Here is a 26,062-nt window from a genome sequence, read left to right as displayed (position 1 = left end):
AGTGATCCGACTTGAAGGCAGGTGCTCTGACACCAGATAGCCCCGAAGCGGACCTCGGGGCTATCTGTATCTTCATTCCCGCGATCTCAGGCGGCCTTGGCCGTTGCGTCGACCGGATGCTGGGAGCGGAAGCCGACGGCGATCCGGTTCCAGGTGTTGATCACTCCGATCGCGATCGTGAGTTTCGTGATTTCGGCCTCGGTGAAATGCTCCTTCAACGGCTCGAAGTCTTCGTCCGGCGCACGCGTCTGGGCGATGTTGGTCAGCGATTCCGTCCAGGCAAGCACTGCACGCTCGCGCGCGTCGTAGATCGGCGATTCACGCCAGGTGACAATCAGGTGAATCCACTGCTCGCTGAGGCCGCTGTGGCGCGCTTCCTTCACATGCATGTCGACGCAGTAAGCGCAGCCATTGATCTGAGAGGCCCTGAGCTTGATCAGGTGAATGAGGCGGGGCTCAAGGCCGGAGTCCTTGATAATGTATTTGTCGAGGGCGGCGACCGCCTTGTAGGCATCCGGGGCAGCCTCGACGAAATTGAAACGCGGTTGCATGCTCGTCTCCTTGGGTTGAAGGGAAAATCCAAAACTGAAGTGCGGCATCACGCGCCGGCCGCTGATCGGCGTTCGTTGATCGCGAGAAAAGCATTGGTCCTCGCCGAAACGCTGCCGTCATCCTTGGCGTTGAGATCGTCGAGAATGCTGGCGATGGTCACGCGCCTGAGCTCGGCGCGATAGGCCTGCTCGGCCTTCAGCATCGCGACATTGATCGTGCAGGGCGCCGTCGGCTTGCAGGCATAGGGGTTGGGGCCACGCAGGCGGATTTCGTTGCAGCGGAAGGCCGGCTCCGGGCCTTCGACCGCCAGCACGATATCGAGCAGGGTGATCTTCTCCGGCATGCGGGCAAGGCGGTAACCGCCCTTCGGACCCGGCACGGCTTCGAGTAGCCCTGCACCGGACATCGCCTGCAGGTGCTTCAGCAAGTAGCTCGTGGACACGCCGTGAAACTCGGCAAGGGCGGCGGCCGACAGCGTGCTGCCCGGCTGAAGACAGCTCAGCATCGTCACGCTGTGAATGGCCTGCTCGACGCCGTCACCGAGTTTCATTGAGCACCTCCCTAATCATGGATATTTTTTATCTATGATTCTGCGCAGAGTCAATATCGCCATGCCGACGCTTCTCTTTTGCCGGATTTGATCTACCTTTGTTCTCCGTGAACAGGATCGATTCCAAAGAGCCGCAGGGCGATGCCCTGACCCTGCCCACCCCTTTTCTGCGCTGGTTTGGCGAAAAGGGTTGGCAGCCGCGCGCCCATCAGCTCGAACTGCTCGCCCGAGCCGAGGCCGGCGAGAGCACGCTGCTGATCGCGCCGACGGGCGCCGGCAAGACTCTCGCCGGGTTCCTGCCGTCCCTGGTGGAGCTTACTCGCCGCGGCAAGATCCCACCGGGATCCGCTTTTGTCGGGATCCACACGCTTTACATCTCGCCGCTAAAGGCGCTCGCGGTCGATATCGAGCGCAACCTGATGAAGCCGGTCGGCGAAATGGGGCTGCCGGTACGCGTCGAAAACCGCACCGGCGACACGCCGACCGCCAAGCGCCAGCGGCAGAAGCTCAATCCGCCGGACATCCTTTTGACGACGCCAGAGCAGCTGGCACTGCTGCTCGCCAATGGCGAGGCGCAGCGCTTCTTTGGGGATTTGCGCTACGTCGTTTTCGACGAGCTGCACTCGCTGGTCACCTCCAAGCGCGGCCATCTCCTGTCGCTCGGCCTTGCGCGGTTGCGACGGCTTGCGCCAGGTCTGCAGACGATCGGTCTGTCAGCGACCGTGGCCGACCCGATGGACCTGCAGCGCTGGCTCGCGCCGCAGGAGCCGGACGCGGGAAATCATGCCGGCCTTGTCCAGGTCCAGGGCGGCGCCAAGCCGCAAATCTCCATCCTCAGGACTGAGGAGCATGTGCCTTGGGCCGGGCATTCCGCTCGCTACGCAATCCCCGACGTCTATCAGGCAATCAAGGAGCACGGCACCACTCTGCTCTTCGTCAACACCCGCAGCCAGGCCGAGCTTCTTTTCCAGGAACTCTGGACGAACAACGACGACAACCTGCCGATCGCGCTGCACCACGGCTCGCTCGACGTCGCCCAGCGCCGCAAGGTCGAGGCGGCGATGGCCGAGAACCGATTGCGCGCCGTGGTCGCCACCTCGACGCTCGATCTCGGCATAGACTGGGGCGATGTCGATCTCGTGGTGCATGTCGGAGCACCCAAGGGCGCAAGCCGCCTTGCCCAGCGTATCGGCCGCGCCAACCACCGCATGGACGAGCCATCCAAGGCGATCCTGGTGCCGGCCAATCGCTTCGAGGTGATGGAGTGCCAGGCGGCTCTCGACGCCAATTATGTCGGCGCGCAGGACACGCCGCCGGTCGGCAAGGGCGCGCTCGACGTGCTCGCCCAGCACGTGCTCGGCATGGCCTGCGCCGCCCCCTTCGATCCGCTTGAACTCTACGACGAGATCACCAGCGCCTCACCCTATGCGGCCCTTTCCTGGGAGACCTTCGAGCGCGTGATCGATTTCGTCGCGACCGGCGGCTATGCGCTGAAGACCTACGAGCGCTACGCCCGCATCCGCAAGACCAAGGACGGGCTCTACCGGGTTTCCAATCCACTGGTGGCGCAGCAATACCGGCTAAACGTCGGCACTATCGTCGAGTCGCCAATGCTCAACGTGCGCATGGTCAAGCGCAACCAGCGCGGCTCGCTCGGCCGCGGCGGCATGTCGCTCGGCAAGGTCGAGGAGTATTTCCTCGAAATGCTCTCCCAGGGCGACACCTTCATGTTCTCCGGCAAGGTTCTGCGCTTCGAGGGCATCCGCGAGAGCGAGTGCCTCGTCAGCCAGGCCTTTTCCTACGACCCGAAGGTGCCGAGCTATGCGGGCGGCAAGTTTCCGCTGTCGACCTATCTGGCCGAGCAGGTGCGCCGGATGCTCGCCGATCCGGGGCGGCGGGCGGGGCTGCCGGAACAGGTGCGCGACTGGCTGTCCTTGCAAAAGGACGTCTCGATGCTGCCGCGAGAAGACGAGCTTTTGATCGAGACTTTCCCACGTGGCAGCAAGCATTACATGGTCATCTATGCCTTCGAGGGAAGGCTGGCGCATCAGACGCTCGGCATGCTGCTCACGCGGAGGCTCGACCGCGCCGGGCTAAAACCGCTCGGCTTCGTCGCTACCGACTATTCGCTCGCCGTCTGGGCGCTCGACGACCTCGGCTCCACCTTCGAACTCAGGCGCGGCGCGCTCGCCGACCTCTTCGACGAGGACATGCTCGGCGACGACCTCGAGGCGTGGCTGAACGAGTCCTTCCTGCTGAAGCGCACGTTCCGCAACTGCGCCGTCATTGCCGGGCTGATCGACCAGAGGCACCCCGGCAAGGAAAAGACCGGCCGGCAGGTGACGGTCTCGGCCGACCTCATTTACGACGTATTGCACGCGCACGAGCCGGACCACCTCCTGCTCGAGGCAACCCGCAACGACGCCGCGACAGGTCTTTTGGACATCGCCCGGCTCGGGGATATGCTGAAGCGAATCAAGGGCCACATCACCCACAGGCGGCTCGACCGGATCTCGCCGCTGGCTGTGCCGGTCATGCTTGAGATCGGCAAGGAAATGATCCAGGGCGAGGCGCAGGACTTCCTGCTTTCGGAAGCCGCCGACGACCTGATCCACGAGGCGATGGGCGGCGAACCGGTATGACCGCCGGTGTCACGACGTCACGCCGGACGATACTTGAACAGCGCCGCAGAAACCGGCGGGATGCAAAGAGACGATGATGCACAGGCTGGCCCATGCCCTTTCTCCAGCGACAGATCCGACGCCGATCTCGGCGCGCATCGTCGTCAATGGGGTGGAAGGCACTTGCGATCCCCTCGGAGGCCTCTACCTGCCGGAGACGGGCACGCTCGTGGTCTCCGATCTGCATCTGGAAAAAGGCTCGGCCTTTGCCCGACGCGGCATGCTCTTGCCGCCCTATGACACGCTTGCGACCCTGCGCGTGCTCGAGGCGGCGATCGCGCGGCACGATCCGAAGCTCGTCATCAGCCTTGGCGACAATTTCCACGACCGCGTCGGTTCGGCCGTCATGCCCGAAACCTTCCGGCATATGATCGCGGCGATGGCGCACGGCCGCGAGTGGGTCTGGATCAACGGCAACCACGATCCGGACGGCGCCTTCGGCTTGCCGGGCGCCTCGATGGACGAACTCAATCACGCGAACCTCGTCTTCCGGCATGAGCCGAAGCGCGGCGAGGCGATCGGGGAAATCGCCGGCCATCTGCATCCGGCGGCAACGGTCGTGCGGCGTGAGAAAGCGGTGCGCCGAGCCTGTTTCGCGACGGATGGTGCGCGCATGCTGATGCCAGCCTTCGGTGTCACGACGGGCGGGCTCGACCTCAGGCACCGGGCGATGAGCGGCTTGTTCGACCGCGACAAGCTCGTCGCCCACATGCTCGGGCGCGACCGGATCTATTCCGTCCGCTTTGGCAATCTCATCGGCTGAAGCGCAAACAGTTTGATGCCCGTTATCAGGCAGCGGCAGGTTGCGGTGCGTAGCGCAGGATCACGCTGCCGGTCGAAAGCGGCCGTGCTTCCAAAAGCGTCATCGGTAACGGAGCGTCTGCATCCTTGAAGAAGGGCGTGCCCTTGCCGAGCCGCACCGGAACAAGGCAGAGCATGATCTCGTCGATCAGATTTTCCGGCAGGAGTGAATCGACCAGTTCGGCGCTGCCGAAGATGTAGAGGTCCTTCTCGGCTTCCTGCCTCAACCTTCTGAGTTCGGCGACAATGTCGCTTGCAACGCGGCTGTTGTTCCACTCCGCCTTGTCCATCGTGCGTGAGGCGACGATCTTCGGCAGAGCGTTCATGTAGGTCTTGACCTCGCCCTCCTCTTCGGTCGTCGACCAGTAGGCCGCCATGCCTTCGTAGGTGATACGCCCGAAAACCAGCGCTTCGGCCCTGTTGCCGAACTCGTGGCTGAGGGTATCGAGCTCGGGTCCCCAGGCGCCGCCATGGAAATCGAGGTCCCATTTCCGCGCGCCTTCGAAGTAGCCATCGAGCGTCACCAGATTCCAGACGATGAGCTTGCCCATTTTCCCGACCTCCAGACCGGTTGCATAATTGAACCAGTTTCAAGATAGCAAACCGATCTCGATTTGCAAGCAGTTTTGAGCCAAGGGAAAAACAACAATGCCCCGCAGGCATTCTGCCAACGGGGCGATGGGGTAAACCGGATGGGATTTTTGCGCGCGAGCGAATGAACCTGCGGCGCGTGCGGTTCAGACGCGTACGGGGCATCACGCCCCAACGGCTTAGAAAGCGTTGAACGTCAGGGTCGTCAACGAGCGCGAGATACCCGGAACCGTGGCGATGTTGTCATTGATGAACTTGCCGATGTCCTGGCCTTCCTCGATATAGATCTTGATGATCAGATCGTAGTCGCCGCTCGTCGAATACATCTCCGAAACGATCTCCTTGCGGTAAATCTCATCGGCAACCTCGTAGGTCTTGCCGGGAGCGCACTGCAACTGGACAAAAATCGGTTTCATCGAGCTTCCTCTGCTTCTTCTTCCACTGCATGTTTCCTGTAATCGTAACCGATTAAAGGACAGAAACATGCAGCACTTCAAAGTGCTACAGCGTCCTTTGCGCGTCCGATAGGACGCGCGGCATTCCTTTCCTTAGCGCTCCGGCGCGCAAAAGGAAACGTCAGCGCACACTTCCTCACCGTTGCAAGGTTAGTCTTTGCGGAAGATCAGGCTGGCACCCCAGCCGGTGATGACCGCGAGCAGAACCGCCATCAGACCGTAAAAGAACGGCTGCTGGTGCGCGGCCTGAGTAATAAACTGCTCCAGGCCGGTCTTGACGACACGCAACGGCAGCGCCTTGGCGGCAACGAACACGCCGTCGCGGAAAAGATAGGCGCGCACCACGTGCACGCCATTCGGCACGTTCGCCGGCAGGCGCACGGAGGCCTTGAACAGGCTGGAGCTGATGAACTGCACACCGCCTGGATCACGCTCGTAGACGCCGCTCGTCTCGCGGATGCGGCGGAAAGCGTTGCGGAACTCGCCGAGATTGCTGCCATCGCCGACAAAGCCGAGCGGCACCAGCCGCATGTGGTCGACGCCGATGCCCATATTGCCCATCTCGCCGGGCGGCGCGATCGTCTCGATGTCGCGCGTCGACGACAGCGAATAGGATTCCGGCACCAGCTCGAATGTCATGGAGCTGGTGTTGACCCAGATGCCGAAGACGCGCTCCTTCTTGCGCACCGTCGCATTGTCCTTGGGGCCTTCGAGGCTCACGACGATGTTGTACCTGCCTTGCGCCAGAAGGCTCTGGTCGAAGCCATCGACAGCGCCGAAGATCGTCAGATCCGCGCCGCGGAAATCCGAGGTGATGGCGATCTCGTCGGTCGAGATGCCGATCTCCAGCTTTTCGGTGAAATCGGCATTTTCGTCCTGGATCGCCGCCTGCGCCGGAACAGCGAAGGCGAGCGCCAGAAAGGCCAGAGTTGCACGGGCGAAGCGGAACATCAGAAGCCGAACCCCGCAGATACGACCGAGTAGACGTCCTTCGGCGGAATGACGAGCTCGATCGCCAGACGGATGCCGACCGCAAGAACAAGCAGCGCCAACAGCGCGCGCAACTGTTCGCCGCGCAGCTTCTGGCCGACGCGCACGCCGTATTGCGCGCCGATGACGCCGGCGATCATCAAGACGAAGGCGAGCACGATATCGACGGTGTAGTTGGTCGAGGCCTGGACGATGACAGTATAGGCAGACACGAAGATGATCTGGAACAGCGACGTTCCGACGACGACGTTGGTCGGGATGCGCAGGAGATAGATCATCGCCGGCACCATGATGAAGCCGCCGCCGACGCCCATGACGGACGTCAGTACGCCGATGCAGAAGCCGAGGCCGGCAACCGGAATGACGCTCAGGTAAATCTTCGATTTCTTGAAGCGCATCTTCAGCGGCAGGCCGTGCACCCAGTTGTGCTGGCCGGGGCGGCGCAAGGGCGTCGCCTGGTTTTTGGCGGCCTTGCGCATGGCGGTGATGCTTTCCCAGAGCATCAGGCCGCCGACGGTGCTCAGCAGCACGACGTAGAGCAGCGAGATCACCAGATCGAGCTGACCGATGCGGCGCAGCAGCGAGAACAGCCAGACACCGACCGTCGCACCGGCAAGACCGCCGCAGAGCAGCACCGTGCCGAGCTTGATATCGATCGTGCCTCTTCGAAAATGCGTGATCGCGCCTGAAATCGACGACGCCACCACCTGGTTGGCACCGGTCGCAACAGCCACCACCGGTGGTATGTTGTAGAAGATTAGCAATGGCGTGATCAGGAAGCCGCCGCCGACGCCGAACATGCCCGACAGAAAGCCGACGGCAGCGCCCATACCGAGAATGATGAGTATGTTCACCGACAACTCTGCGATGGGCAGATAGATCGTCACGCCGGGACCTCGATATGCCAACGGCCCGCGATGCGGGCAAAACTGTTAGTGTGGCGAGCCATTCACCACCAATGAGGGATTGTCTCGAAAAGCCGACCCGCTCCCAAAAGAGAGGTGACCTTCGTCATGCACGCCTGCAGCGCCGCGCTTCCGCCAGGAGGTGCCAAGGCCGCAGCAGGACCCTGATCGGCTGCATCAGCTTACCCTTAGCCCGATTCCGATTAAGGAATTATGCAGCAGGCCTGACATTTCAACCTTTTCAGCCACATGGCAGATGGTTTCGCCACCCGCAAACCCGTGTCGCCCGGTTCTGAGGCTTAATTGCGGCGATGGCCCCGACCGAAGCTCGGGACCGCCACAGATTTAGGAATTGCGCTTCAACAGTTCCTTGACGAGCTGTTCGGTGATTTCGCCCGTCGGCTCCTGGCCGACCGACTTCTGGAAGGCCTTGATGGCAGCGACGGTTTTCTTGCCCATCTGCCCGTCGGGCTTGCCGGCGTCGAAGCCGTTGTTGTTGAGGATCGCCTGGATGTTGCGGACGGCCTTGCTCATGTCGACGCTGGCGGTCTTGTTGGCCGGACCGACCCAGGCATCCGGCACGTCCACGGTGTTCGCCTTGGCATCGACCGGCTGTGCCTTCCAGGCCTGAGATTTCGCCTTGGCGCTTTCAAGCTGTTCCGGCTTCATCGCCTTGGCAACCTCGTCGCGCTTGGCGGCGGCATCCATGTCGCCTTCGCCGGCGGCCGCTGAAAACCACTTGTAGGATTCCGTCAGGTCCTGCGGCACGCCATTGCCGCGGGCGTAGAGGACTGCAAGGTTGAACTGGCTGTCGCGAATGCCGAGTTCGGCGGCCTTGGCAAACCATTTCGTCGCTTCGGCAAAGTCCGGCGCGCCATCGCGCCCGCTCGCCAGGAGCACTGCGAGATTGTGCATGGCGCTGGCGTTGCCTTGACCGGCGGCGGCGAGATAGAGCGTCTTCGCCTTGGCGGCGTCGCGTGTCACGCCCATGCCCTTTTCGTGCATGCTGGCGAGACGGTACTGCGCCGGCACGACCCCAGCGTCGGCGGCGCGCTGATACCACTTTGCCGCTTCCGCCATGTTTTCCGGAACGCCGCGTCCTTCGCTGAAGCGAGCGCCGATTTCGTAGAAAGCGAGCGGGTCACCACCCTTGGCGGCCGTCACCAGGGCCACCGGGCCGAAACCTTCGGGCAACACGATCTCGCTCGGCGCCACTGCGGGAGCCGATTGAGTCATGGCCGGAACCATGGCCGCACCGTCAGCCGGCGCACTTGCAATCGAAGCGCTGGCGGTCGACGCATTGCCGGCGGACGCCGGCTGGAACTCAGTGGTTTGCGCCGGCGCTTCGGCGACCGGGGTCAGCATCGGCGCCTTTTCCTGGGTCGGCGTCGTAATGGTGCTTGTCGGCACCGCGGTCGCCGTCACCGCGATCGATGCTTCGGGCGTCTTGGCCGGCACAGCGACGGAATCTAGTGGCGCGGCGGGCGTGGCTTCAGATGCTGCAACAGCGGCTTGCTGCGCGGCGGCAGCTGCGGTCTGCGACAGGCGATCATCCGCGGACTTGAATTCCTGCACTTGAGGTGCTGCCTGTTGCTCGATGATCGCCACCGGCTCGACGGGTGCCGTGTCGCTCTTCGTCAGCATCGTGCTGACCAGCGGATAGGACATGATTGCCAGCAGCACCGCGCCGACAGCCATGAGGATCGGCCGGCGATGACGGGCAAAGGCGCCGCCAATGCCCGACGTGGCTCCGTTTTCCCCGACCTTGTTCAGCGTATCGGCCTCTTCGACGGCGAGCTGAGCGGCCCGACGGGCCGCAGCAATGAAATCCGATTTGTCGCCATCGGCCGGCTGGATACCGGCCTTGTTCATCTGCCCGGCGCGCACACGCTCCAGGATCTTCTTCACGTCGGGCACGCCGGAACCCGGCTCCAGCAACTGGTTGGCCTCTTCCGGAGCGAGCATTTCGGACGGGTCGATTGACGGGGCCGGTTCGACGAGTTGCCGCGGTTGCTCCATCCCCGGTTCGGAACGCTTTCCGGAAAAGCGCCGGGTCAGACCTGCAAGCAGGCCCGTGCGCGCAGCGGCTGCGGGTTCGCGGGCTTCTTCGACCTCGATGGTGGAGATCTGCTCTTCTTCGACAAAGGCCGTTGCCGGTTCCGCCACCTGCGCTGCGACCACCTGATCCTCTGCCTGGAGGGCGCGCACGTTGCGCTGAAGATCGTCGTAGCGGTCGTCGAGATCGCTGCCGCCGAAGGGGTCGTTGAATTCCGGCTGCACGGCGCGCGGCATCGGCGCGGCTTCGCGCACGGGCATTTCGGCCCGCGCCGAAGATGCCGGCTCGCGATTTTCGATCCGTTCCAGCTTGTCGGCGATGTGAACAAGCGTTTCGTGCAGCGCCTCGAAGGTTCGCGCTGTCCGTTCTTCGCTCGATCGGCTGAGGTCCTCGAGCGTCCTTAGATCCTCGGCGAGCGCCGAGATCGCTGCAAGGTCGCCGCTCACCGTCTGGGGCGACGTGTTCTTGCCGTAGGCCTCCATCACCGCTTCCGCCGCCTGCCGGGCCGCTTCGACGATGTACTCGTCGTTGGTCGAGAAGTAGTCTTCCAGAGCAGTCATGCGGCTTTCGAAATCGACCGGCATGGCGGTGGCACCGACATCCGCGCGCGGCTGGCTGACCAGTGTCGACAGATTGGCGATCTGCGCTTCGAGGTTCTGGAGTGCTGCGCGATCGTCGAACGGGGCGGCATGGGTTTCTTCAAGACGCTGCGCGATACCGACCAGGCGATCTTCGAGCCGGTCGAAGCGCGGGTCGGAGACCGGCTGCGCGCCGTGCGTATCGAGTTCGTCGATGCGGCGGGCCAGATAGTCGAGCCGCTCTGCGAGCGCATCGTTGACGCTGCCCTGGTCGAGAGCCTCGATCTTGCGGGAGATGTCCGAAAGGTAATCGCCGAGATCCGACTGCGCGGCCCTGTTGCTGCGCTCCATCATCAGCGACAGCTGCTCGAGCCTTTCTTCCAGGCGCGCGGCCGCCTTTTCGCTGGCGAGATCCTCGACCCGGGCCGTCAGGGCTTCCAGGCGAGCACCGAGCCCGGCATCGTTGGGGCGCGAGAGGCTGTCGATCTGGCGCGAAAGGTCACCGAGACGGTTCTCCACACGGTTGACAAAACCGCTGTCCAATCCGGTCGTCGTGCGGCTGCTGGCGGCAATGGCACGGCTGATTTCGTCGAGCCGGCTGTCGAGATCGGCAAACTGCGATACGAGGCGACGGTCGTCAGGCTGGATCTGGCGGCCCAGCATTTCGATCGCCTGGGCAACGGCGATCAGCTTGTCTTCCAGCGCATCGACGGCCGAGCTGCCCTGCAGCGAGCCGATCTGCGACTTGATTTCGTCCAGGCGATAGGCGAGCGCCACGAGTTCGTCGTCACGGTTCTGATCAAAGGCGATCAGCCGGTCCTCGACGCCGTTCCAGCGGGTTTCCATGCGGCGCATGCTGTCTTCGCGCGCCAGACCGTCGATCATCGCGCGCAGGTCGTCGAAGTCGCCGCGCAGCGCATCCGCCTGGGCGGGCGACGCCTGACGGCCGAGCTGCTGGATGCTGTCGGCAAGGCGCTGCATGTCGCCGCGCACGTCTTCGGCAAAGCTGTGGTCCTGAGCCTGCGCCTTGATGCCGCGAATTTCGGAGCGCAGCGAATTCATCTCGCGCGTAAGGCCATCGGTGATGTCGCGCTTCAGATCCTGGCGCAGGCCGACGAGCGCCTCGGCAATATCGTTGACGGCAGATGCGGCGCGCTGTGGCTGGTTATGCATCGGTTGCAGGCGGGGCTCTTCGGCAAAACGGTCAGGGGCCGGACGTTCGGGAACATAACGTTCCGGCTCGCGCTGCGGCAGCCGGTCGCGAAGGCTCGGACGCTCGCGCGTCGCACTGAGGCTGCGCTGGCGCTGCATGATTTCGGCAATTGCGTCGCGGGTCGGGACAGGATCGCGGGGTGCGGCCGGTTCGCGGGCGGGCAGCCGGTCGCGTTCAGGCGATCTTTCGCGTTCAGGCGGTCTGGGTGCCGGATCGCGCGCCGTTCCACCCATCAGCCCTTCGATCCGCGCCTCCAGTCCTTCGATGGTGCGGTTCAGGGCGTCGAGCGACGGCCGCTCGCTATAGGACTGGCTGCCTGCGCGCTGAGGATTTGATCGCGATCCATTCATGGTGTTCTTCGCCCCTGTCGTCGGCCATCTCGAAAGACGTCACGGAAGAAAACAGCTTCTTCACCCCTGTGGCGCTTCCGACGTGGGCAAAGCTACAACGACACGACGCCAGGACTGGTTGCAGCTTCGACCATCTCAACACGCACCTTTCACGAAACGTGGTAAACAACCCGTTAATCTGTCGATGATTTTTTAACGATTTGGCAGGATCGGCCGGCCTAGCGGGGGTTGTGCTCCCGCCGTCACCGTCCGTCACGTCCAACGAAACTGCATGACCCGTAATTTTTGACGTTTACGCAAACGTCAAAATTTTGTAGCATCCGGCCAACGATGCGAGACCGCCCAGAGGATGGCGGCGCATCCGGCATCCTGCAACCGGGCGTCGACCACGACAGACGGCGGCCCGAAGCACCAAAAGGCGAGGAACGAATGCCCATCTACAAGGCCCCGGTCGACGATACCCTGTTCATCCTGAACGACGTGCTCGGCATCGAGCGCTACAACAACCTGCCCGGTTTTGCCGACGCGACCCCGGACATGATCGAGGCCATCGTCGGCGAGGCGGCCAAGCTTGCCGAGGAGGCTCTGTTCCCGGTCAATCTGTCCGGCGACCAGGAAGGCTGCAAGCGTCGCGACGACGGCTCGGTCAGCGTGCCGAAGGGCTTCAAGGAAGCCTTCGACCTCTACCGCGAAGGCGGCTGGCTCGGCCTTGCCGTGCCGGAGGAATTCGGCGGCCAGGGCCTGCCCTATACGCTGCACACTGCCGTCGGCGAGTACATGTCGTCCGCCAACATGGCGCTGACCATGTATCCGGGCCTCACCCAGGGCGCGATCGCCGCCATTCTCGTGCACGGCACCGACGAACAGAAGCAGGCCTATCTGCCGAAGATGGTCGCCGGCACCTGGACCGGCACGATGAACCTGACCGAGCCGCATTGCGGCACCGACCTCGGGCTGCTGCGCAGCAAGGCAGTACCGACCGGCAACGGCGCCTACAAGATTTCCGGCCAGAAGATCTTCATCTCTGCCGGCGAACACGACATGTCGGATAATATCATCCATCTGGTGCTAGCCCGCATCGAGGGCGCACCGGAGGGCGTGAAGGGCATCTCGCTGTTCATCGTGCCGAAGTTCAAGCTGAACGCCGACGGCGAGCCGGGCGAGCGCAACGGCGTTTCCTGCGGCGCGATCGAACACAAGATGGGCATCCACGGCAACTCCACCTGCGTCATGAACTATGACGAGGCGGAAGGCTACCTCATCGGCACGGAGAACAAGGGCCTCAACGCCATGTTCGTGATGATGAACGAGGCCCGCCTCGGCGTCGGCCTGCAAGGCCTGTCGATCGCCGAAATCGCCTATCAGAACGCCGCCAACTATGCGCGTGACCGCATCCAGGGCCGTTCGCTCTCCGGTCCGAAGGCACCGGACAAGAAGGCCGACCCGATCATCGTGCATCCGGACGTGCGCCGCACGCTGATGACGATCAAGGCGTTCACCGAAGCCGGTCGCGCCTTCACGCTGTGGACGGCGCTGAAGTCCGACATCGCGCACCGCTCCGACAACGCCGCCGACCGCCAGACCGCCGACGACATCCTCGGGCTGATGACGCCGATCCTGAAGGGCGTCTTGACCGACAAGGGCTTCGACCACGCCGTCATGGCGCAGCAGATGTTCGGCGGCCACGGCTATATCGAAGAACACGGCATGAGCCAGTATGTCCGCGATGCCCGCATCGCGATGATCTACGAAGGCGCCAACGGCATCCAGGCGCTCGACCTCGTCGGCCGCAAGCTGGGTCTCAATGGCGGCCGCGCCGTCATGGCGCTGTTCAAGGAAATCGGCGATTTCTGCGAGGAAAACCGCGGCGACGAGAAGCTTGCCAGCTACACCAAGGCGCTGAAGAAGGGCCTCAACGACCTGCAGGCAGCCACCATGTGGTTCATGCAGAACGCCATGGCCAAGCCCGACAATGCCGGCGCCGGCTCGACCGACTACATGCACCTCTTCGGCCTCGTCGTCCTTGGCTACATGTGGGCGAAAATTGCCAAGACCGCTGAGGAAAAGCTTGCCTCTGGCGAAACGGCGCGCGCAGACTATCTGAAGAACAAGCTGATCACCGCGACCTTCTTCATGGAAAGGATCCTGCCGGAAACGGCCCTGCGCAAGGCCCGCATCGAGACCGGCGCCGACACGCTGATGGCGCTCGACGCGGCCGCCTTCTGAGGCGTTCGATTTCACAAGTGTTTGACGGGCAGTACCGGATGGTGCTGCCGATAGGGAGATGAGACATGACGAAAGTCTTCGTTTACGACCACGTGCGCACGCCGCGCGGCCGTGGCAAGAAGGACGGATCGCTGCACGAGGTGCCGTCCGTTCGCCTCGCCGCCAAGATGCTGGAAGCGGTGCGTGACCGCAACGACCTCGACACCGCAACGGTTGACGACATCATCATGGGCTGCGTCGATCCGGTCATGGATGCCGGCGCGGTGATCCCGAAGGCGGCCGCTTTTGAGGCCGGCTACTCGACCCGCGCGCCGGGCATGCAGATCTCGCGCTTCTGCGCCTCCGGCCTCGACGCCATCAACTTCGGCGCGGCCAAGATCGCCCAAGGCGCCGACGACATCGTCATTGCCGGCGGCGTCGAATCGATGTCGCGCGTTGGCCTCGGCATGTCCGGCGGTTCCTGGTTCATGGACCCCTCGGTGAACCTGCCCGCCTTCTTCATGCCGCAAGGCGTTTCGGCCGACCTGATCGCCACCAAATACGGCTTTAGCCGCGACGACGTCGACGCCTATGCGGTGGAAAGCCAGAAGCGTGCCGCACACGCCTGGGAAAAGGGCTACTTCAAGAACTCGGTCGTGCCCTTCAAGGACCAGAACGGTTTGACGATCCTCGACCGTGACGAGCACATGCGTCCCGGCACAGACATGCAGGCGCTCGCCTCGCTCAACCCGTCGTTCCAGATGCCGGGCGAAATGGGCGGCTTCGAAGCTGTCGGCATCCAGGCGCATCCGGAAATCGAGAAGATCAACTACGTGCACCATGCCGGCAATTCCTCCGGCATCGTCGACGGCGCCGCAGCCGTGCTGCTCGGCTCGAAGGCCGGCGGCGAAAGCATGGGGCTGAAGCCGCGCGCCCGCATCCGCGCCTTCGCCAATATCGGCTCCGATCCGGCCCTGATGCTGACCGGCCCGGTCGACGTCACCGAGAAGCTCCTGAAGCGCGCCGACATGAAGCTGTCGGACATCGATCTCTTCGAGCTCAACGAGGCCTTTGCCGCCGTTGTGCTGCGCTACATGCAGGCCTTCGAGATCCCGCACGACAAGATCAACGTCAACGGCGGCGCGATCGCCATGGGCCATCCGCTCGGCGCAACCGGCGCAATGATCCTCGGCACCGTGCTCGACGAGCTGGAACGCCGCGATCTCAACACCGCGCTCGTCACGCTCTGCATCGGCGCCGGCATGGGCACGGCAACGATCATCGAAAGGGTCTGACGATGGACGTGATGCGTCGCTCTCTCCTGACATTGATGGGCCTGGGGCTGCTTGCAGCATCAGGCTGCGTCTCCGACGAGGAGGAAGGCGGCGACAGCTTCACGCTCACCGGTGCGATCTCCAATGTCGCAAGCGGCCCGGTTCCGGCCGGCACCGTCACGATCCGGCTCGAAGAGCAGGGCGTGATGGACGTCGCCGCCAAGCTGATCGCGGAAACGTCCGTCGTCAGCGATGGCAAGGCGACCCGCGTGCCCTTCGTGCTGCAGGTGCCGAAGCCCGAGCTCGACAAGGCCGTCGATGCGGGCTTCACCGTCCGCGTCGAGCGCGACGGACGGCTGATCGCCACCAACACCACCAAACAACGTTACAGCGGCGGATCGAATATCTCGCTGCGCATCGAACCCATTCTCTACTGAGGGGGAGAACCATGACGAAGTACACCAATTTCAAGATCGAGACAGACGCCGACGGCATCGCGCTCGTCACCTGGGACATGCCTGAGAAGTCGATGAACGTCTTCACCCAGGAGGTGATGGAGGAACTGAACGCCATCGTCGACCAGACCACTGCTGACGCTGCCGTCAAGGGCGTCGTCTTCACCTCCGGCAAGTCGACCTTCTCCGGCGGCGCTGATCTCTCGATGATCAAGTCGATGTTCACCTTCCAGCAGGAAGAAAAGAAGAAGGATCCTGATAACGCCGCCCAGAAGCTTTTCGACCTGGTCGGCCGCATGACCGGCCTCTTCCGCAAGCTCGAAACCTCGGGCAAGCCCTGGGTCTCGGCGATCAACGGCACCTGCATGGGCGGCGCTTTCGAGCTTTCGCTCGCCTGCCATGGCCGCGTCGCCTCGAACGCCAAGTCGGTGAAGATCGCGCTTCCGGAAGTCAAGGTCGGGATCTTCCCGGGTGCCGGCGGCACCCAGCGCGTGCCGCGCCTCACCAATGCGCAGGACGCGCTGCAGATGATGACGACCGGCTCGTCGCTGACCGCGGCCCGCGCCAAGGCGATTGGCCTCGTGCATGAAGTCGTCGACGCCGACAAGCTGGTCGACGCCGCCAAGGCGATGATCAAGAACGGCCTGAAGCCGGTCCAGCCCTGGGACGAGAAGGGTTACAAGGTTCCGGGTGGCGGTATCTGGACGCCGGCCTCGGCGCAGCTCTGGCCAGCCGCTTCCGGCATCCTGCGCCGCGAAACCTACGGCAACTATCCGGGCGCCGTCGCGATCCTGAAATGCGTCTACGAAGGCCTGCAGGTGCCGTTCGACACCGCGCTCAAAATCGAGCAGCGCTACTTCACCGAGATCCTTCAGACCACCGAAGCCTTCTCGATGATCCGCTCGCTGTTCGTCTCGATGCAGGAACTCGGCAAGGGCGCCCGCCGCCCGGCCGGCGTGCCGAAGTCGGAGTTCAAGCATGTCGGCGTCGTCGGCGCCGGCTTCATGGGCGCCTCGATCGCCTATTTGACGGCTGCCGCCGGCATCGCCGTGACGCTGATCGACCGCGACATGGAAGCGGCCGAAAAGGGCAAGGCGCATTCGGAAGGCCTGGTCAAGGATTCGATCGGCAAGGGACGCCTCACCAAGGAAGAGGGCGAAGCGCTGCTTTCCCGCATTACGCCATCGGCCGATTACAACGACCTGAAGAATGTCGGCCTCGTCGTTGAAGCCGTCTTCGAAGATCGCCAGGTCAAGAAGGACGTGATCGAGAAGGTGGAAGCGGTGATCGGCGAAGACACGATCTTTGCCTCCAACACCTCGACGCTGCCGATCACCGGCCTTGCCAAGAACTCCAAGCGTCCCGGCCAGTTCATCGGCATCCACTTCTTCTCGCCGGTCGAAAAGATGATGCTGACGGAAGTGATCCTCGGCAAGGAGAGCGGCGACAAGGCACTTGCCGTCGCGCTCGACTATGTTGCCGCGATCAAGAAGACGCCGATCGTCGTCAACGATACCCGCGGCTTCTACGTCAACCGCTGCGTCTTCCGCTACATCCACGAAGCCTATGACATGCTGATCGAAGGCGTGCCGCCGGCGATGATCGAGAATGCCGCCAAGATGGCCGGCATGCCGGTCGGTCCGCTGTCGCTCAACGACGAAGTTGCGATCGACCTCAGCCAGAAGATCCTGAAGGCCACCGTTGCCGACCTCGGCGAAAAGGCCGTCGATCCGAAACACCTGGCGCTGATCAACAAGCTGGTCGACGACCTCGACCGCCGTGGCCGGAAGAACGGCAAGGGCTTCTACGAGTACCCGGCAAAGCCCGCGAAGAAGTATCTGTGGCCGGAGCTGAAGACGCTCTATCCGCAGAAGAACGCCGACACGATCGACGTCGAGGTGCTGAAGCAGCGCTTCCTTTCGACGATCGCGCTCGAAGCCGCCCGCACCATGGAAGAGGGCATCGTCACCGACCCGCGCGAAGCCGACGTCGGCTCGATCCTCGGCTTCGGCTTTGCGCCTTACACCGGTGGTACGCTTTCCTACATCGACGGCATGGGCGCCAAGGCCTTTGTCCAGATGTGCGAAAAGCTCGCCAAGGACTACGGCGACCACTTCAAGCCGACGGCGCTCTTGAAGGAAATGGCCGAGCGCGGCGAGACCTTCTATGGTCGCTTCGATCCCTACGGCGAGAAGAAGCAGGCGGCGTAAGGTTCGCTCGATTCAAGATTGGAGACAGGCTCCCGCGTGGGGCCTGTTTTCGTTTGGGCCGTGGCGTTTCAACGCCACCATCCTGGCAGCCATCAGCTTGTTACAGTTGCGATGCTAGATCAGCCCGTTCGAAATCGCCGGGACGATCGGCGGAGCGACGCGACAGGACCTCCGAACCGCCGAGTTTCGCTTGATGACCTCGCGGGCATTAAGCTTATCAGCATCTTCTGATTGACGACCACAGGCACGAGGCGCATCCTTTGCGGGATCAGAGGGGGACACGCGATGAGCGAGCCTGATCTCTATCTGCTTGGGCGCGCAGAGCCCGAGGAAGAACGTCTGAAACGACAGATCGCCAATCTCGCGCCTGACTCCGACCAGCAACTCGAAAGGGTCGGCATCCGGCCGGGCGAGCGTGTCGTCGATCTCGGTTGCGGCCCCGGTGGCGTGCTGCATCTCCTCGGCAAGCGTGTCGGCCCCACAGGCTCGGTGCTCGGCATCGAGCGCGACCCGCATTTTGTCGAGCTTGCCCGCCGTTTCGTCGCCGGCCACGCGCTGCCCCAGGTGGAAGTGCGCGAGGGCGATGCCTATGCCACGGGCCTGCCGCGCCGCTCGTTTGACGGTGCCCACATGCGGCTGGTGCTCGTCAACGTGCCGCGGCCGGAGCTGATCGTGCTCGAAATGGCGTCGCTGGTAAAACCGGGCGGCTGGATCGCGAGCTTCGAGGCCGATTTTCTCGGACACATCTGCGACCCGCCGCTTGCCGCCTGGGACCGACTGCTTGCCGCCTACATCGCTTACTCCGCCGCAAGAGGCATAGACCTTCACATCGGCCGCCGCGTGCATCGGCTGTTTCGCGAAGCGGGTGTCGAAGCGATTTCCGTCGACGCCGTCGAGCACGTCTATCCGCCGGGTCATGACCGTCGGCCAATTCTTCGGGACTTCATCAACAATGTCCGCGACAGGCTGGTCGGCGAAGGCTTCATCGAAAAGGCGGAGCTCGAGGCCGATCTGGCGGCGCTCGACCGTCATCTTGCCGACCCGAACGTGCTGGTGACGTCACATCTGTTCTTTCGTCTGACCGGCCGTGTGCCTGAGGCGCTCGTCATCAAAGCATGAGACGGCGTTCCGTCAGGACCCGCGCCCCAATCAGGCCGCAGCTCCGGCGCGCCGGTGGGCGAGACGCTCACCGACGATGATCAGCAACCCCGCCGCAAAGATCAGGCCGGCGCCGGCAAAGACGTTTGTCGCGGGCACGTCACCCCAGATCAGGAAGCCGAGGCCGAAGGCCCAGACAAGCGACGTATATTCGAACGGCGCGATCACCGAGATCGGCGCGCGACGCATGCCCTCGAACAAGGCGTATTGCGCGATGCCTGCGATGACCCCGGTGCCTGCCATCAACGCCACGTCGAAGAGCGCCGGTGGCGTCCAGAAGAAGCCGACGGCAAGCCCGGTCATAGCGATGAAGAAGACGTTGGAGATGGTCATCTGCACCAACGTCGTTTCCTGAAGTGCTGTCTTTCGCAACATCACCGTGCCGATCGCCCAGAAGACGGCAGCCATCAGCGCCAGAACCACGGGCAGTGACAATTTCATGCCGGTGCCGAGCGGGTCACAGGCGACAAGCACGCCGATAAAGCCGACGAGGACGGCAAACCAGCGGATCGGCGGGACATCCTCTTTCAAAACAGGCACGGCAAGCAGCGTTACGATGATCGGCGCTGCGTAATAGAGTGTCGTCATCTCGGCGAGGCCGAGATCGCGCGCCGCGTTGAAGTAGGACAGCCAGGCGGCAAGCAGAAGCAGATTGCGTACGAACAACGGCTTGACCACCGGCGACGCGACGGCATCGCGCACCAGCTTGCCGCGACCGATGACGAGGCAGAGCAGGAGAATGGTGATGCTGCGGGTAAACAGGATCTGCCAGACCGAGTAACCGACGACCAGCCATTTGACCGACGCATCCTGAAGCGAAAACAGGAAATAGGAAAACGTCGTCATGACGATGCCTGACAATACGGTCTTGTTCATGGAAGCCTCGATCGCGCCGGCGGGAGAAAGAGCGGCGGAGCCCGTCTGATAGCGCGGTCACGGTCGACGCGGAAGAGCCATCCAAACCAGTCGCTGTGGCGATTTCTTGCGATGACCCTAGATACTGCTTGATGGAGATCAAGAGCCTGGCCTTGCGCCGCTGGTAGAAGGCGACGATAACGGCCACGAAACAGGTCCAAAGATATGCAGCCGCTCGCCTTCGCCCTCGCCGCCCTCGTCCTGCTCGCGACGCCGGGACCGACAAACACGCTTCTGTGGCTGTCCGGCGCGTCGGTGGGCTTCCGCCGCTCGCTGCCGCTGCTTACCGGCGAACTCGGCGGCTATCTCGGTGTCATCATTCCGGCCGTCGCTCTTCTGGCGCCGTTCCTTGCTGCGCACCCGCAGCTCGGCCTCGCGCTGAGGCTCGTCGCCGCCTGCTGGGTGTTCTATCTCGCCTATGCACTGTGGACGACCGATGCCGAGCGTAGCGAAGGCATGGTCATTTCCATCCGGCAGGTCTTCGTCACGACGCTGCTCAATCCCAAGGCGTTGATCGTCGCGCTCGTGCTTTTGCCGCAAGCGGGGCTGGCTGCAGTCACACCCTGGATTGCTGGTTTTTCCTTGCTCGTTCTTACCGTGGGATCCACCTGGATCGCCGCTGGCGCCGTGATGGTGCAGATGTCGAAGAGCTTGTCGGCCTCGCATCTGCCGCGGCGGATCGCAGCCGTCTGCCTCACGCTGTTTTCGGTCGGAATCGCCGGCAGCGCGATCGCCGCCATGCATTGAAAATCCCCGAGGTCCGGCAAAGGTCTTCGGGGATTTCCTAAGCCTTGAATTACGCGGAAACGGTCGCTTCGCCGAGCTCCTTTGCCAGCGCGCCCATCAGGGACTCCCAGCCGCCACGGCGATACTCAAGCTTGTCGAGCCCGTCGAGGAAGGCGACCTGCTCGGTAAAGACGAGGCGCGTGCCGTTACCGTCAGGCTGAATGTCAACCGTCGCGACCGAAGCGGAGATCTTCCGGTCGTTCTCCGTCATCGTGTAGGCGAAGATGATCCTGATGTTCTCGACGATGTCGAGATAGATGGTGTCGTCGTAATAGGTCGTTCCATCGTCCTGGCTGAAGCGACCACTCTCCTGCCCGCCGACGCGGAAGTCGTGGGTCATTTTGGCTCCGGCCTCGACATTGACGAACCAGCGCTCCTTCGCCGCCGGTTCGGAGAACGCCCTGAACACCTGCTCAGGCGTCGCCTTGAAGCTACGCTCGATGGTGAAGCTCTGATGTTCTACGGATCTGTCGGTCATCTTCCTCGTCTCCTCTGGTGGCGAAACCGCTGGCTCTGGCCTAACTGGTTTCTTTTCAAAACCGCTATGAAAATGAAAGCAGTTGCACGCTAACGCCACTGATGCGATAATGCAAGCGGTTTTGAAGAGGTGCCAATGAAGGACGACATTCGCTCGGGTTGCCCGATCAATCTTTCGCTGGAAGTGTTCGGCGACAAATGGAGCCTGCTGATCATTCGCGACATGATCTTCGGCGGCAAACGGCACTTCCGGGAACTGCTGCGATCCCAGGAAGGCATATCGTCCAACATCCTGGCGGACCGGCTGAAGATGCTGGTCGAGCAAGGCATGCTGACCAAGGCCGACGATCCCAGCCACAAGCAGAAGGCGATCTACAGCCTGACCGAGATGACGATCGCGCTGGTGCCGATCATGGCCCAGCTCGGCGCCTGGGGGCGTCGATACCTACCGGTCAGCGAGGAACTCAGCATTCGGGCCGAACTGATGGAAAACGGTGGTCCCGAACTCTGGGACCGCTTCATGGACGAGTTGCGACGGGATCACCTTGGCAAACCGCTCGACGGACCGCCGCGGGTTCGCGCGACGTTGCAGGCCGCCTACGAAGAGGTTGTCGCCCGCAACCGCGCGACACGAGCAAACGGCTGACCGGCAAGCGCGGTCAGACGCGGATAGGTGAGCGCTCTGAAGCGGCGGTCAAAGCCCGATCGCCGAGAGCATCACAAAGGTCGCAAACAGCACGAAATGCGTCATGCCCTCGATGGCGTTGGTCTGGCCGTCATTGAGGTTGATTGCGGCCACGATCAGGGTGATCGCCACCATCACGGTCTGCACCGGCGACATCGCCATCAGGAATGGCTGACCGGTATAAAGCGCGATCGCCTCCATCACCGGGACGGTGAGAATGACCGTCGAAAGCGATGCCCCGAGGGCGATGTTGACGACCGCCTGCATGCGGTTGGCGAGTGCCGCGCGCATGGCGGTCATGATCTCCGGCGAAGCGGAGATCGCCGCAACCACGATGGCGGCAATGGCCGGCGGCGCACCGCTCCCCTTCAGGCCCGACGTCAGCAGCACCGACATCGTTTCGGCCAGCACGCCGATCACCACGATACCGAAGATCAGGGTCAAGATCGAAGGCAGCACCGGCTGGTCGACGTCGCCCTGCGCTACGCTGCCTTCGACTTTTGCCTTCGGATAGCTGTAGCTGAAGAAATAGCTGTGCACGCCCACCTGCATGCGCAGGAACAGCGCGTAGAGCGTGATCATCGCGCCAATGGTGAAAGCCGAGTACAAATGCCATTTCGATGCCGGCACGAATTCCGGAACGATCATCGAGATGCCCATCGCCGTCAGGATCATGACGCTGTAGGTGCGGGCGGAATCGTCGTTGTAGGGCTGTTCGCCATGCTTCAGCCCGCCGAGCAGAGCGGCAAGGCCAAGGATCCCGTTGATATCCAGCATGACGGCGGCATAGATCGTATCGCGCACCAGCGTCGGCGACGCCTCACTCGTCATCATGATCGCCAGCACCACCACCTCGACCAGAACGGCCGAAAGCGTCAGGATCATGGTGCCATAAGGATCGCCAACCTTTGACGCCAGCACTTCGGCATGGTGGGAGACGCGCAGCGAGGCAAGCACGATCGCCACGACCAGTCCGGCCGCACCGAGAAGCGCTGCCGACCGGCCCATCGCAAGCAGCTGATGCTCCACCGCAAATCCGGCAAACGCGGCCGCGACCGCAACGATCAGCAGGCGCTCCGATCTCATCCGTGCCAAAAAGACGCCCCTCCACCGAAAGCCCGGCCTGCCCGTAACAGGAACTATAGGGTCAGCAGTCCCCAAAGCAAATGATCGGAAAAGGACTATTTTCCTTCCGATTCTTTACCCCAACCCGGCGTTTCGATAGGGTAGCGTTCGAATGAACCCACAAATGGCCGCCCATCTGGCCCGGATCTTTCGGCATGTTGTCCCACGGCACGATCTGGCACGCTATCGATGCATTGGCCGAGCGCTACCAGCTCTCGCCATCCGGTCTCGCGCGCCGCGCCGGCCTCGACCCGACCTCGTTCAACAAGTCCAAGCGTCGGTCTGCCGACGGACGGGAGCGCTGGCCCTCGACCGAATCGATCGCCAAGGTGCTGGAGGCGACCGGCGCCACGATCGACCAGTTCACGAGCCTGTTAAACACGGTCGGCGCACCGGTGGCGACCTCCGCTCCGGTGGCCAGCGCGACCATACCGCTGATCGGTTTTGCCCAGGCCGGTGCAGGCGGCTTCTTCGATGATGGCGGCTTTCCCGCCGGCCAGGGCTGGGACGTCATCGACTTTCCGACGACAGCGGAGCGCCGCGCAGGCGTCTACGCGCTCGAAGTTCAGGGCGACAGCATGCTGCCGCTCTATCGCGACGGCGACACGCTCATCGTCGATCCCGGCGCACAGATCAGGCGCGGCGACCGCGTGGTGGTCAAGACCCGTGACGGCGAGGTCATGGCCAAGATCCTGACGCGTCAGACACCCCAAATGATCGAACTCCTCTCTCTCAATCCCGAGCATCCGAACCGGAGCTTCGAGACCAACCAGATCGAATGGATCGCCCGTGTCATCTGGGCAAGCCAGTAGGACGACTTCCTGATGCGCCAGCAAATCTATACCCTTGCCGGCGGCATCGCCGCGATCGCTCTTTTCACCGGCATCCTTTATGCAGGCGCGGGCGCCATCCGCGACCGAGAAAGCGCTGCCGCTCCCGAGCTCGTGCTAGAAACGCCCGACATGTCGGACCTTGAGCCGCCGCCGGATCAGGCGGAAGAAGACAACGACGTTCCACTGGATCTTGGATCGTCGGGTGGTGGCGTCGGCGGAGGCGCGCCGGCGAGCGACCCCAACGGTAATTCGACGACAGAAACGAGTGCGCTTGCCGTCGAGCCGCAGCAGTTCGGTGGCTCAGGTGCGGTGACGAGCGCACCGCTCGAGCGGATAGAGCCGCAGACCCCCTCGTCGAAGCAGGACCCCAAGCAGGCGAAGGCCGGGCCGACGGTCCTCTATCGTCCCGTGGCCATCGCGGCCGGCGTGATCCAGTTCGACAAGCTCACAGTGCAGATCGACGGCATCGAGCCCGAGCAGGCGGACAGGACCTGCGAAAGTGCCGGTAAAAGCTGGCCCTGCGGAGCTGTCGCACGGACAGCGTTTCGCAACTTTCTGCGCGCACGGGCGCTCAGTTGCGACCTGCCCGAGGGCAATGCCGGCCCGTCGGCCACGGCGTCTTGCACGCTCGGCGGGCAGGACCTCGCAACCTGGCTTGTCGAGAACGGCTGGGCGATGCCCCTTGCCGGCTCATCGCTTGAAAAACACGCCGATGCGGCGCGCAAGGCAAAGCTTGGCTTTTATGGCGACGACCCGCGCGATCTCAACCACACGCCGATGACCTTTGACGATCCGACCGTGGGAACGGGTATGGACGCCCTGCAGCCGGACTTGTAAACAGCCGCTGCAATTCCCAGCTTTCAACCGTCCAACAGCGGAACGTTCGATGCTGCCCAGCCTCAGCCACCACGAAGCCCTTGTCTATGTCATGGTGATGATGTCGGCGGTCGACCGCGAGATGAGCGACGACGAGTTCACCCGGATCGGCCGGCTGGTGCAGTTCCTGCCCGTCTTCGACGGCTTCGACGAAGACAGCCTCGTCCACATCGGCCATGAATGTTCCGCCCAGCTGGCAGCGCCGGAGGGTCTGGATATCATGCTCGAAATCGTACGCGAGGCGCTTCCTGAAAAATTCCACGAGACGGCCTATGCGCTCGCCGTCGAGATCGCTGCAGCCGACCAGCGCATCCGCAACGAAGAGATCCGCCTGCTCCAGCTGCTGCGCGACCGCCTCGGCCTCGACAAGCTGACCTGCGCTGCCATCGAGCGCGGCGCGCTTGCCCGTTTCCGCCGCTAGCCCACTTCATTGTTTCATAGAAACAATCAAAACGATCTAACTCTCTGATATTTAGTCGCGGCGGCTTCAGTAGATCCCGTTCGGGAAATAGCGCAGATAGATTTCCTCAAGCCGGCCGCTGCGCGACAGCGCCAGCAGCGCATGGTCGATCGCCTGGGTCAGGGCCGGCTCGGACTTGCGGTTCATGATCGTCAGTCCCTCACCAAGAAAGCGCTGAGAGAAATAGGCACCATCGACGAGCGCGCAGCAGCCGCCGGCAGTCGTGCCCGAGATCCAGAAGGAAAGCTGCATGCCATCGGAAAAGACCGCCGGCACCTCGCCCTTCTGCAACGCTGTCAGCATCGCGTCGCGATCCGGAAACACCTTCGCCTCGAACGTCGGGAAGAACGCCTTGAACATGGCCTCATGCGTCGTTCCCGCGACGACACCCACCGGCTTTCCCTTGAGATCCTTTGGCGCCGCAATCGCGCCGGCCGCCTTGGCGTTAGTCGCGAAGCGTGCCGGAAGCCGCATGAACGCGCGCGAAATGCCGAAACGCTGGCGCAGTTCCGGGCCGACGGCAATGCCGGCTGCAACCGCCTCGCCCTGCCCCTCTTCCAGCGCCGGCAGGAGTTCCGCGTAGGTCACGGCCTGGATCTGGCACTTGGCCTCGATATCGAGTTCGCGGCAGATTTCGCGCACCAGATCGACATGGAGGCCGGAGAGTTTTCCTGATTGGTCGATGAAGTTGAACGGCGGAAAGTCCACCGTCGTCAGAAAGCGCAGCCGGGCAAGGCCGGTCAGGTCTGGCTTTGCAATACGCTCACGCTGATCGAAGAGGATGGGCAGATCCTTGGGCTGGGCCGCAAGCGGGGTCGCGATCAAGGACGCACAAAGGGCGAGCAGGGAAAAAACTCTCATGGCAGGGCCGGCGCGCCTCA

Annotated in this window: 23 protein-coding genes; 12 read left to right on the top strand and 11 right to left on the bottom strand. The window is 63.0% G+C overall.

The features are described 5' to 3' along the window. Positions 1 to 86: 86 nt before the first annotated feature. Both VGO04_RS11310 and VGO04_RS11305 read right to left on the bottom strand, forming a co-directional pair. Positions 87 to 551 (bottom strand): carboxymuconolactone decarboxylase family protein, encoded by a 465-nt coding sequence (locus VGO04_RS11310; RefSeq protein WP_327496051.1) that lies wholly within the window; start codon positions 549 to 551, stop codon positions 87 to 89. Positions 552 to 598: 47 nt separating this feature from the next. After that, the gene (locus VGO04_RS11305) at positions 599 to 1,102 is read right to left on the bottom strand and encodes an Rrf2 family transcriptional regulator (RefSeq protein ID WP_327496050.1); all 504 of its coding nucleotides are present in this window, start codon (positions 1,100 to 1,102) and stop codon (positions 599 to 601) included. Positions 1,103 to 1,200: 98 nt separating this feature from the next. Between VGO04_RS11305 and VGO04_RS11300 the strand changes: the two genes are divergently transcribed. After that, positions 1,201 to 3,744, top strand: coding sequence for a ligase-associated DNA damage response DEXH box helicase (locus tag VGO04_RS11300; protein WP_327496049.1), 2,544 nt, complete (start codon positions 1,201 to 1,203; stop codon positions 3,742 to 3,744). 76 nt (positions 3,745 to 3,820) lie between these two features. Further along, positions 3,821 to 4,546 carry a ligase-associated DNA damage response endonuclease PdeM gene (gene pdeM, locus VGO04_RS11295; RefSeq protein WP_327496074.1) on the top strand — a complete coding sequence of 242 codons (726 nt, stop codon included), beginning with the start codon at positions 3,821 to 3,823 and terminating at the stop codon, positions 4,544 to 4,546. Between the two features lie 25 nt (positions 4,547 to 4,571). Here pdeM and VGO04_RS11290 read toward each other — a convergent pair whose 3' ends face one another. The 5 genes from VGO04_RS11290 to VGO04_RS11270 all read right to left on the bottom strand — a co-directional run bounded on the left by VGO04_RS11290 (position 4,572) and on the right by VGO04_RS11270 (position 11,722). After that, positions 4,572 to 5,135 carry a dihydrofolate reductase family protein gene (locus VGO04_RS11290; RefSeq protein WP_327496048.1) on the bottom strand — a complete coding sequence of 188 codons (564 nt, stop codon included), beginning with the start codon at positions 5,133 to 5,135 and terminating at the stop codon, positions 4,572 to 4,574. A 219-nt stretch (positions 5,136 to 5,354) separates the two neighbouring features. Further along, complete coding sequence (locus VGO04_RS11285) at positions 5,355 to 5,591, bottom strand: Lrp/AsnC ligand binding domain-containing protein (RefSeq protein WP_065774359.1); 237 nt, start codon at positions 5,589 to 5,591, stop codon at positions 5,355 to 5,357. A 189-nt stretch (positions 5,592 to 5,780) separates the two neighbouring features. Next, positions 5,781 to 6,581: a TIGR02186 family protein gene (locus VGO04_RS11280; protein WP_327496047.1), complete on the bottom strand. Its 801-nt coding sequence runs from the start codon at positions 6,579 to 6,581 to the stop codon at positions 5,781 to 5,783. Further along, positions 6,581 to 7,507, bottom strand: a complete 927-nt coding sequence (locus tag VGO04_RS11275) for a sulfite exporter TauE/SafE family protein (RefSeq protein WP_327496046.1) — start codon at positions 7,505 to 7,507, stop codon at positions 6,581 to 6,583. Before VGO04_RS11275 ends, VGO04_RS11280 begins: the two co-directional genes overlap by 1 nt. 363 nt (positions 7,508 to 7,870) lie before the next feature. Continuing rightward, a complete protein-coding gene (locus tag VGO04_RS11270) occupies positions 7,871 to 11,722 on the bottom strand; it encodes a peptidoglycan-binding protein (protein WP_327496045.1) in 3,852 nt (1,283 codons plus the stop codon). Between the two features lie 429 nt (positions 11,723 to 12,151). Here VGO04_RS11270 and VGO04_RS11265 point away from each other — a divergent pair, with 429 nt between their 5' ends. From VGO04_RS11265 to VGO04_RS11245, 5 genes are all read left to right on the top strand, one after another. Next, positions 12,152 to 13,948 carry an acyl-CoA dehydrogenase C-terminal domain-containing protein gene (locus VGO04_RS11265; RefSeq protein WP_327496044.1) on the top strand — a complete coding sequence of 599 codons (1,797 nt, stop codon included), beginning with the start codon at positions 12,152 to 12,154 and terminating at the stop codon, positions 13,946 to 13,948. Between the two features lie 65 nt (positions 13,949 to 14,013). Beyond that, positions 14,014 to 15,222: an acetyl-CoA C-acetyltransferase gene (locus VGO04_RS11260; protein WP_327496043.1), complete on the top strand. Its 1,209-nt coding sequence runs from the start codon at positions 14,014 to 14,016 to the stop codon at positions 15,220 to 15,222. Positions 15,223 to 15,233: 11 nt separating this feature from the next. After that, positions 15,234 to 15,638, top strand: a complete 405-nt coding sequence (locus tag VGO04_RS11255) for a YbaY family lipoprotein (RefSeq protein WP_327496042.1) — start codon at positions 15,234 to 15,236, stop codon at positions 15,636 to 15,638. 11 nt (positions 15,639 to 15,649) lie between these two features. Continuing rightward, positions 15,650 to 17,866 (top strand): FAD-dependent oxidoreductase, encoded by a 2,217-nt coding sequence (locus VGO04_RS11250; protein ID WP_327496041.1) that lies wholly within the window; start codon positions 15,650 to 15,652, stop codon positions 17,864 to 17,866. Positions 17,867 to 18,151: 285 nt separating this feature from the next. Continuing rightward, entirely contained in the window at positions 18,152 to 18,985 is an 834-nt protein-coding gene (locus VGO04_RS11245; protein WP_327496040.1) for a methyltransferase domain-containing protein, read from the top strand. 30 nt (positions 18,986 to 19,015) lie between these two features. Here the strand turns inward: VGO04_RS11245 and VGO04_RS11240 are convergent, their stop codons facing one another. Next, positions 19,016 to 19,900, bottom strand: coding sequence for a DMT family transporter (locus VGO04_RS11240; protein WP_327496039.1), 885 nt, complete (start codon positions 19,898 to 19,900; stop codon positions 19,016 to 19,018). A gap of 204 nt (positions 19,901 to 20,104) precedes the next feature. Between VGO04_RS11240 and VGO04_RS11235 the strand changes: the two genes are divergently transcribed. After that, positions 20,105 to 20,686: a threonine transporter RhtB gene (locus VGO04_RS11235; RefSeq protein ID WP_327496038.1), complete on the top strand. Its 582-nt coding sequence runs from the start codon at positions 20,105 to 20,107 to the stop codon at positions 20,684 to 20,686. Between the two features lie 49 nt (positions 20,687 to 20,735). Here VGO04_RS11235 and VGO04_RS11230 read toward each other — a convergent pair whose 3' ends face one another. Then, a complete protein-coding gene (locus VGO04_RS11230; protein ID WP_327496037.1) occupies positions 20,736 to 21,203 on the bottom strand; it encodes an SRPBCC family protein in 468 nt (155 codons plus the stop codon). Positions 21,204 to 21,338: 135 nt separating this feature from the next. Between VGO04_RS11230 and VGO04_RS11225 the strand changes: the two genes are divergently transcribed. Continuing rightward, positions 21,339 to 21,848, top strand: coding sequence for a helix-turn-helix domain-containing protein (locus VGO04_RS11225; RefSeq protein WP_327496036.1), 510 nt, complete (start codon positions 21,339 to 21,341; stop codon positions 21,846 to 21,848). A gap of 48 nt (positions 21,849 to 21,896) precedes the next feature. Here the strand turns inward: VGO04_RS11225 and VGO04_RS11220 are convergent, their stop codons facing one another. Beyond that, positions 21,897 to 22,973, bottom strand: a complete 1,077-nt coding sequence (locus tag VGO04_RS11220; protein ID WP_327496073.1) for a calcium:proton antiporter — start codon at positions 22,971 to 22,973, stop codon at positions 21,897 to 21,899. A 194-nt stretch (positions 22,974 to 23,167) separates the two neighbouring features. On the opposite strand from VGO04_RS11220, the gene VGO04_RS11215 reads away from it, so the two are divergent. From VGO04_RS11215 to VGO04_RS11205, 3 genes are read left to right on the top strand one after another with little or no spacing between them, the layout of a single operon-like run. Next, positions 23,168 to 23,824, top strand: coding sequence for a helix-turn-helix transcriptional regulator (locus VGO04_RS11215; RefSeq protein WP_327496035.1), 657 nt, complete (start codon positions 23,168 to 23,170; stop codon positions 23,822 to 23,824). Positions 23,825 to 23,836: 12 nt separating this feature from the next. Continuing rightward, on the top strand, positions 23,837 to 24,682 hold the full coding sequence (locus tag VGO04_RS11210) for a thermonuclease family protein (protein WP_327496034.1): 846 nt from the start codon (positions 23,837 to 23,839) through the stop codon (positions 24,680 to 24,682). Positions 24,683 to 24,731: 49 nt separating this feature from the next. After that, a complete protein-coding gene (locus VGO04_RS11205) occupies positions 24,732 to 25,142 on the top strand; it encodes a tellurite resistance TerB family protein (RefSeq protein ID WP_327496033.1) in 411 nt (136 codons plus the stop codon). 66 nt (positions 25,143 to 25,208) lie between these two features. Here VGO04_RS11205 and VGO04_RS11200 read toward each other — a convergent pair whose 3' ends face one another. Then, on the bottom strand, positions 25,209 to 26,042 hold the full coding sequence (locus tag VGO04_RS11200) for a transporter substrate-binding domain-containing protein (RefSeq protein WP_327496032.1): 834 nt from the start codon (positions 26,040 to 26,042) through the stop codon (positions 25,209 to 25,211). Positions 26,043 to 26,062 lie beyond the last annotated feature (20 nt).

Origin of the sequence: Ensifer sp. (assembly GCF_035999185.1) — a bacterium.
In the GTDB taxonomy this organism is placed as follows: Bacteria; Pseudomonadota; Alphaproteobacteria; order Rhizobiales; family Rhizobiaceae; genus Ensifer.
This window is presented reverse-complemented; position numbering and strand designations above follow the sequence as displayed.

Bases quoted from the DNA above. Each gene is read 5' to 3' on its own strand.
- VGO04_RS11215 (WP_327496035.1), top strand. From the start codon at position 23,168: ATGTTGTCCCACGGCACGATCTGGCACGCTATCGATGCATTGGCCGAG.
- VGO04_RS11250 (WP_327496041.1), top strand. From the start codon at position 15,650: ATGACGAAGTACACCAATTTCAAGATCGAGACAGACGCCGACGGCATC.
- VGO04_RS11310 (WP_327496051.1), bottom strand. From the start codon at position 551: ATGCAACCGCGTTTCAATTTCGTCGAGGCTGCCCCGGATGCCTACAAG.
- VGO04_RS11225 (WP_327496036.1), top strand. From the start codon at position 21,339: ATGAAGGACGACATTCGCTCGGGTTGCCCGATCAATCTTTCGCTGGAA.
- VGO04_RS11265 (WP_327496044.1), top strand. From the start codon at position 12,152: ATGCCCATCTACAAGGCCCCGGTCGACGATACCCTGTTCATCCTGAAC.
- VGO04_RS11230 (WP_327496037.1), bottom strand. From the start codon at position 21,203: ATGACCGACAGATCCGTAGAACATCAGAGCTTCACCATCGAGCGTAGC.
- VGO04_RS11290 (WP_327496048.1), bottom strand. From the start codon at position 5,135: ATGGGCAAGCTCATCGTCTGGAATCTGGTGACGCTCGATGGCTACTTC.
- VGO04_RS11285 (WP_065774359.1), bottom strand. From the start codon at position 5,591: ATGAAACCGATTTTTGTCCAGTTGCAGTGCGCTCCCGGCAAGACCTAC.
- VGO04_RS11245 (WP_327496040.1), top strand. From the start codon at position 18,152: ATGAGCGAGCCTGATCTCTATCTGCTTGGGCGCGCAGAGCCCGAGGAA.
- VGO04_RS11280 (WP_327496047.1), bottom strand. From the start codon at position 6,581: ATGTTCCGCTTCGCCCGTGCAACTCTGGCCTTTCTGGCGCTCGCCTTC.
- VGO04_RS11220 (WP_327496073.1), bottom strand. From the start codon at position 22,973: ATGAGATCGGAGCGCCTGCTGATCGTTGCGGTCGCGGCCGCGTTTGCC.
- VGO04_RS11260 (WP_327496043.1), top strand. From the start codon at position 14,014: ATGACGAAAGTCTTCGTTTACGACCACGTGCGCACGCCGCGCGGCCGT.
- VGO04_RS11235 (WP_327496038.1), top strand. From the start codon at position 20,105: ATGCAGCCGCTCGCCTTCGCCCTCGCCGCCCTCGTCCTGCTCGCGACG.
- VGO04_RS11200 (WP_327496032.1), bottom strand. From the start codon at position 26,042: ATGAGAGTTTTTTCCCTGCTCGCCCTTTGTGCGTCCTTGATCGCGACC.
- VGO04_RS11205 (WP_327496033.1), top strand. From the start codon at position 24,732: ATGCTGCCCAGCCTCAGCCACCACGAAGCCCTTGTCTATGTCATGGTG.
- VGO04_RS11270 (WP_327496045.1), bottom strand. From the start codon at position 11,722: ATGAATGGATCGCGATCAAATCCTCAGCGCGCAGGCAGCCAGTCCTAT.
- VGO04_RS11210 (WP_327496034.1), top strand. From the start codon at position 23,837: ATGCGCCAGCAAATCTATACCCTTGCCGGCGGCATCGCCGCGATCGCT.
- VGO04_RS11255 (WP_327496042.1), top strand. From the start codon at position 15,234: ATGCGTCGCTCTCTCCTGACATTGATGGGCCTGGGGCTGCTTGCAGCA.
- pdeM (WP_327496074.1), top strand. From the start codon at position 3,821: ATGCACAGGCTGGCCCATGCCCTTTCTCCAGCGACAGATCCGACGCCG.
- VGO04_RS11240 (WP_327496039.1), bottom strand. From the start codon at position 19,900: ATGAACAAGACCGTATTGTCAGGCATCGTCATGACGACGTTTTCCTAT.
- VGO04_RS11305 (WP_327496050.1), bottom strand. From the start codon at position 1,102: ATGAAACTCGGTGACGGCGTCGAGCAGGCCATTCACAGCGTGACGATG.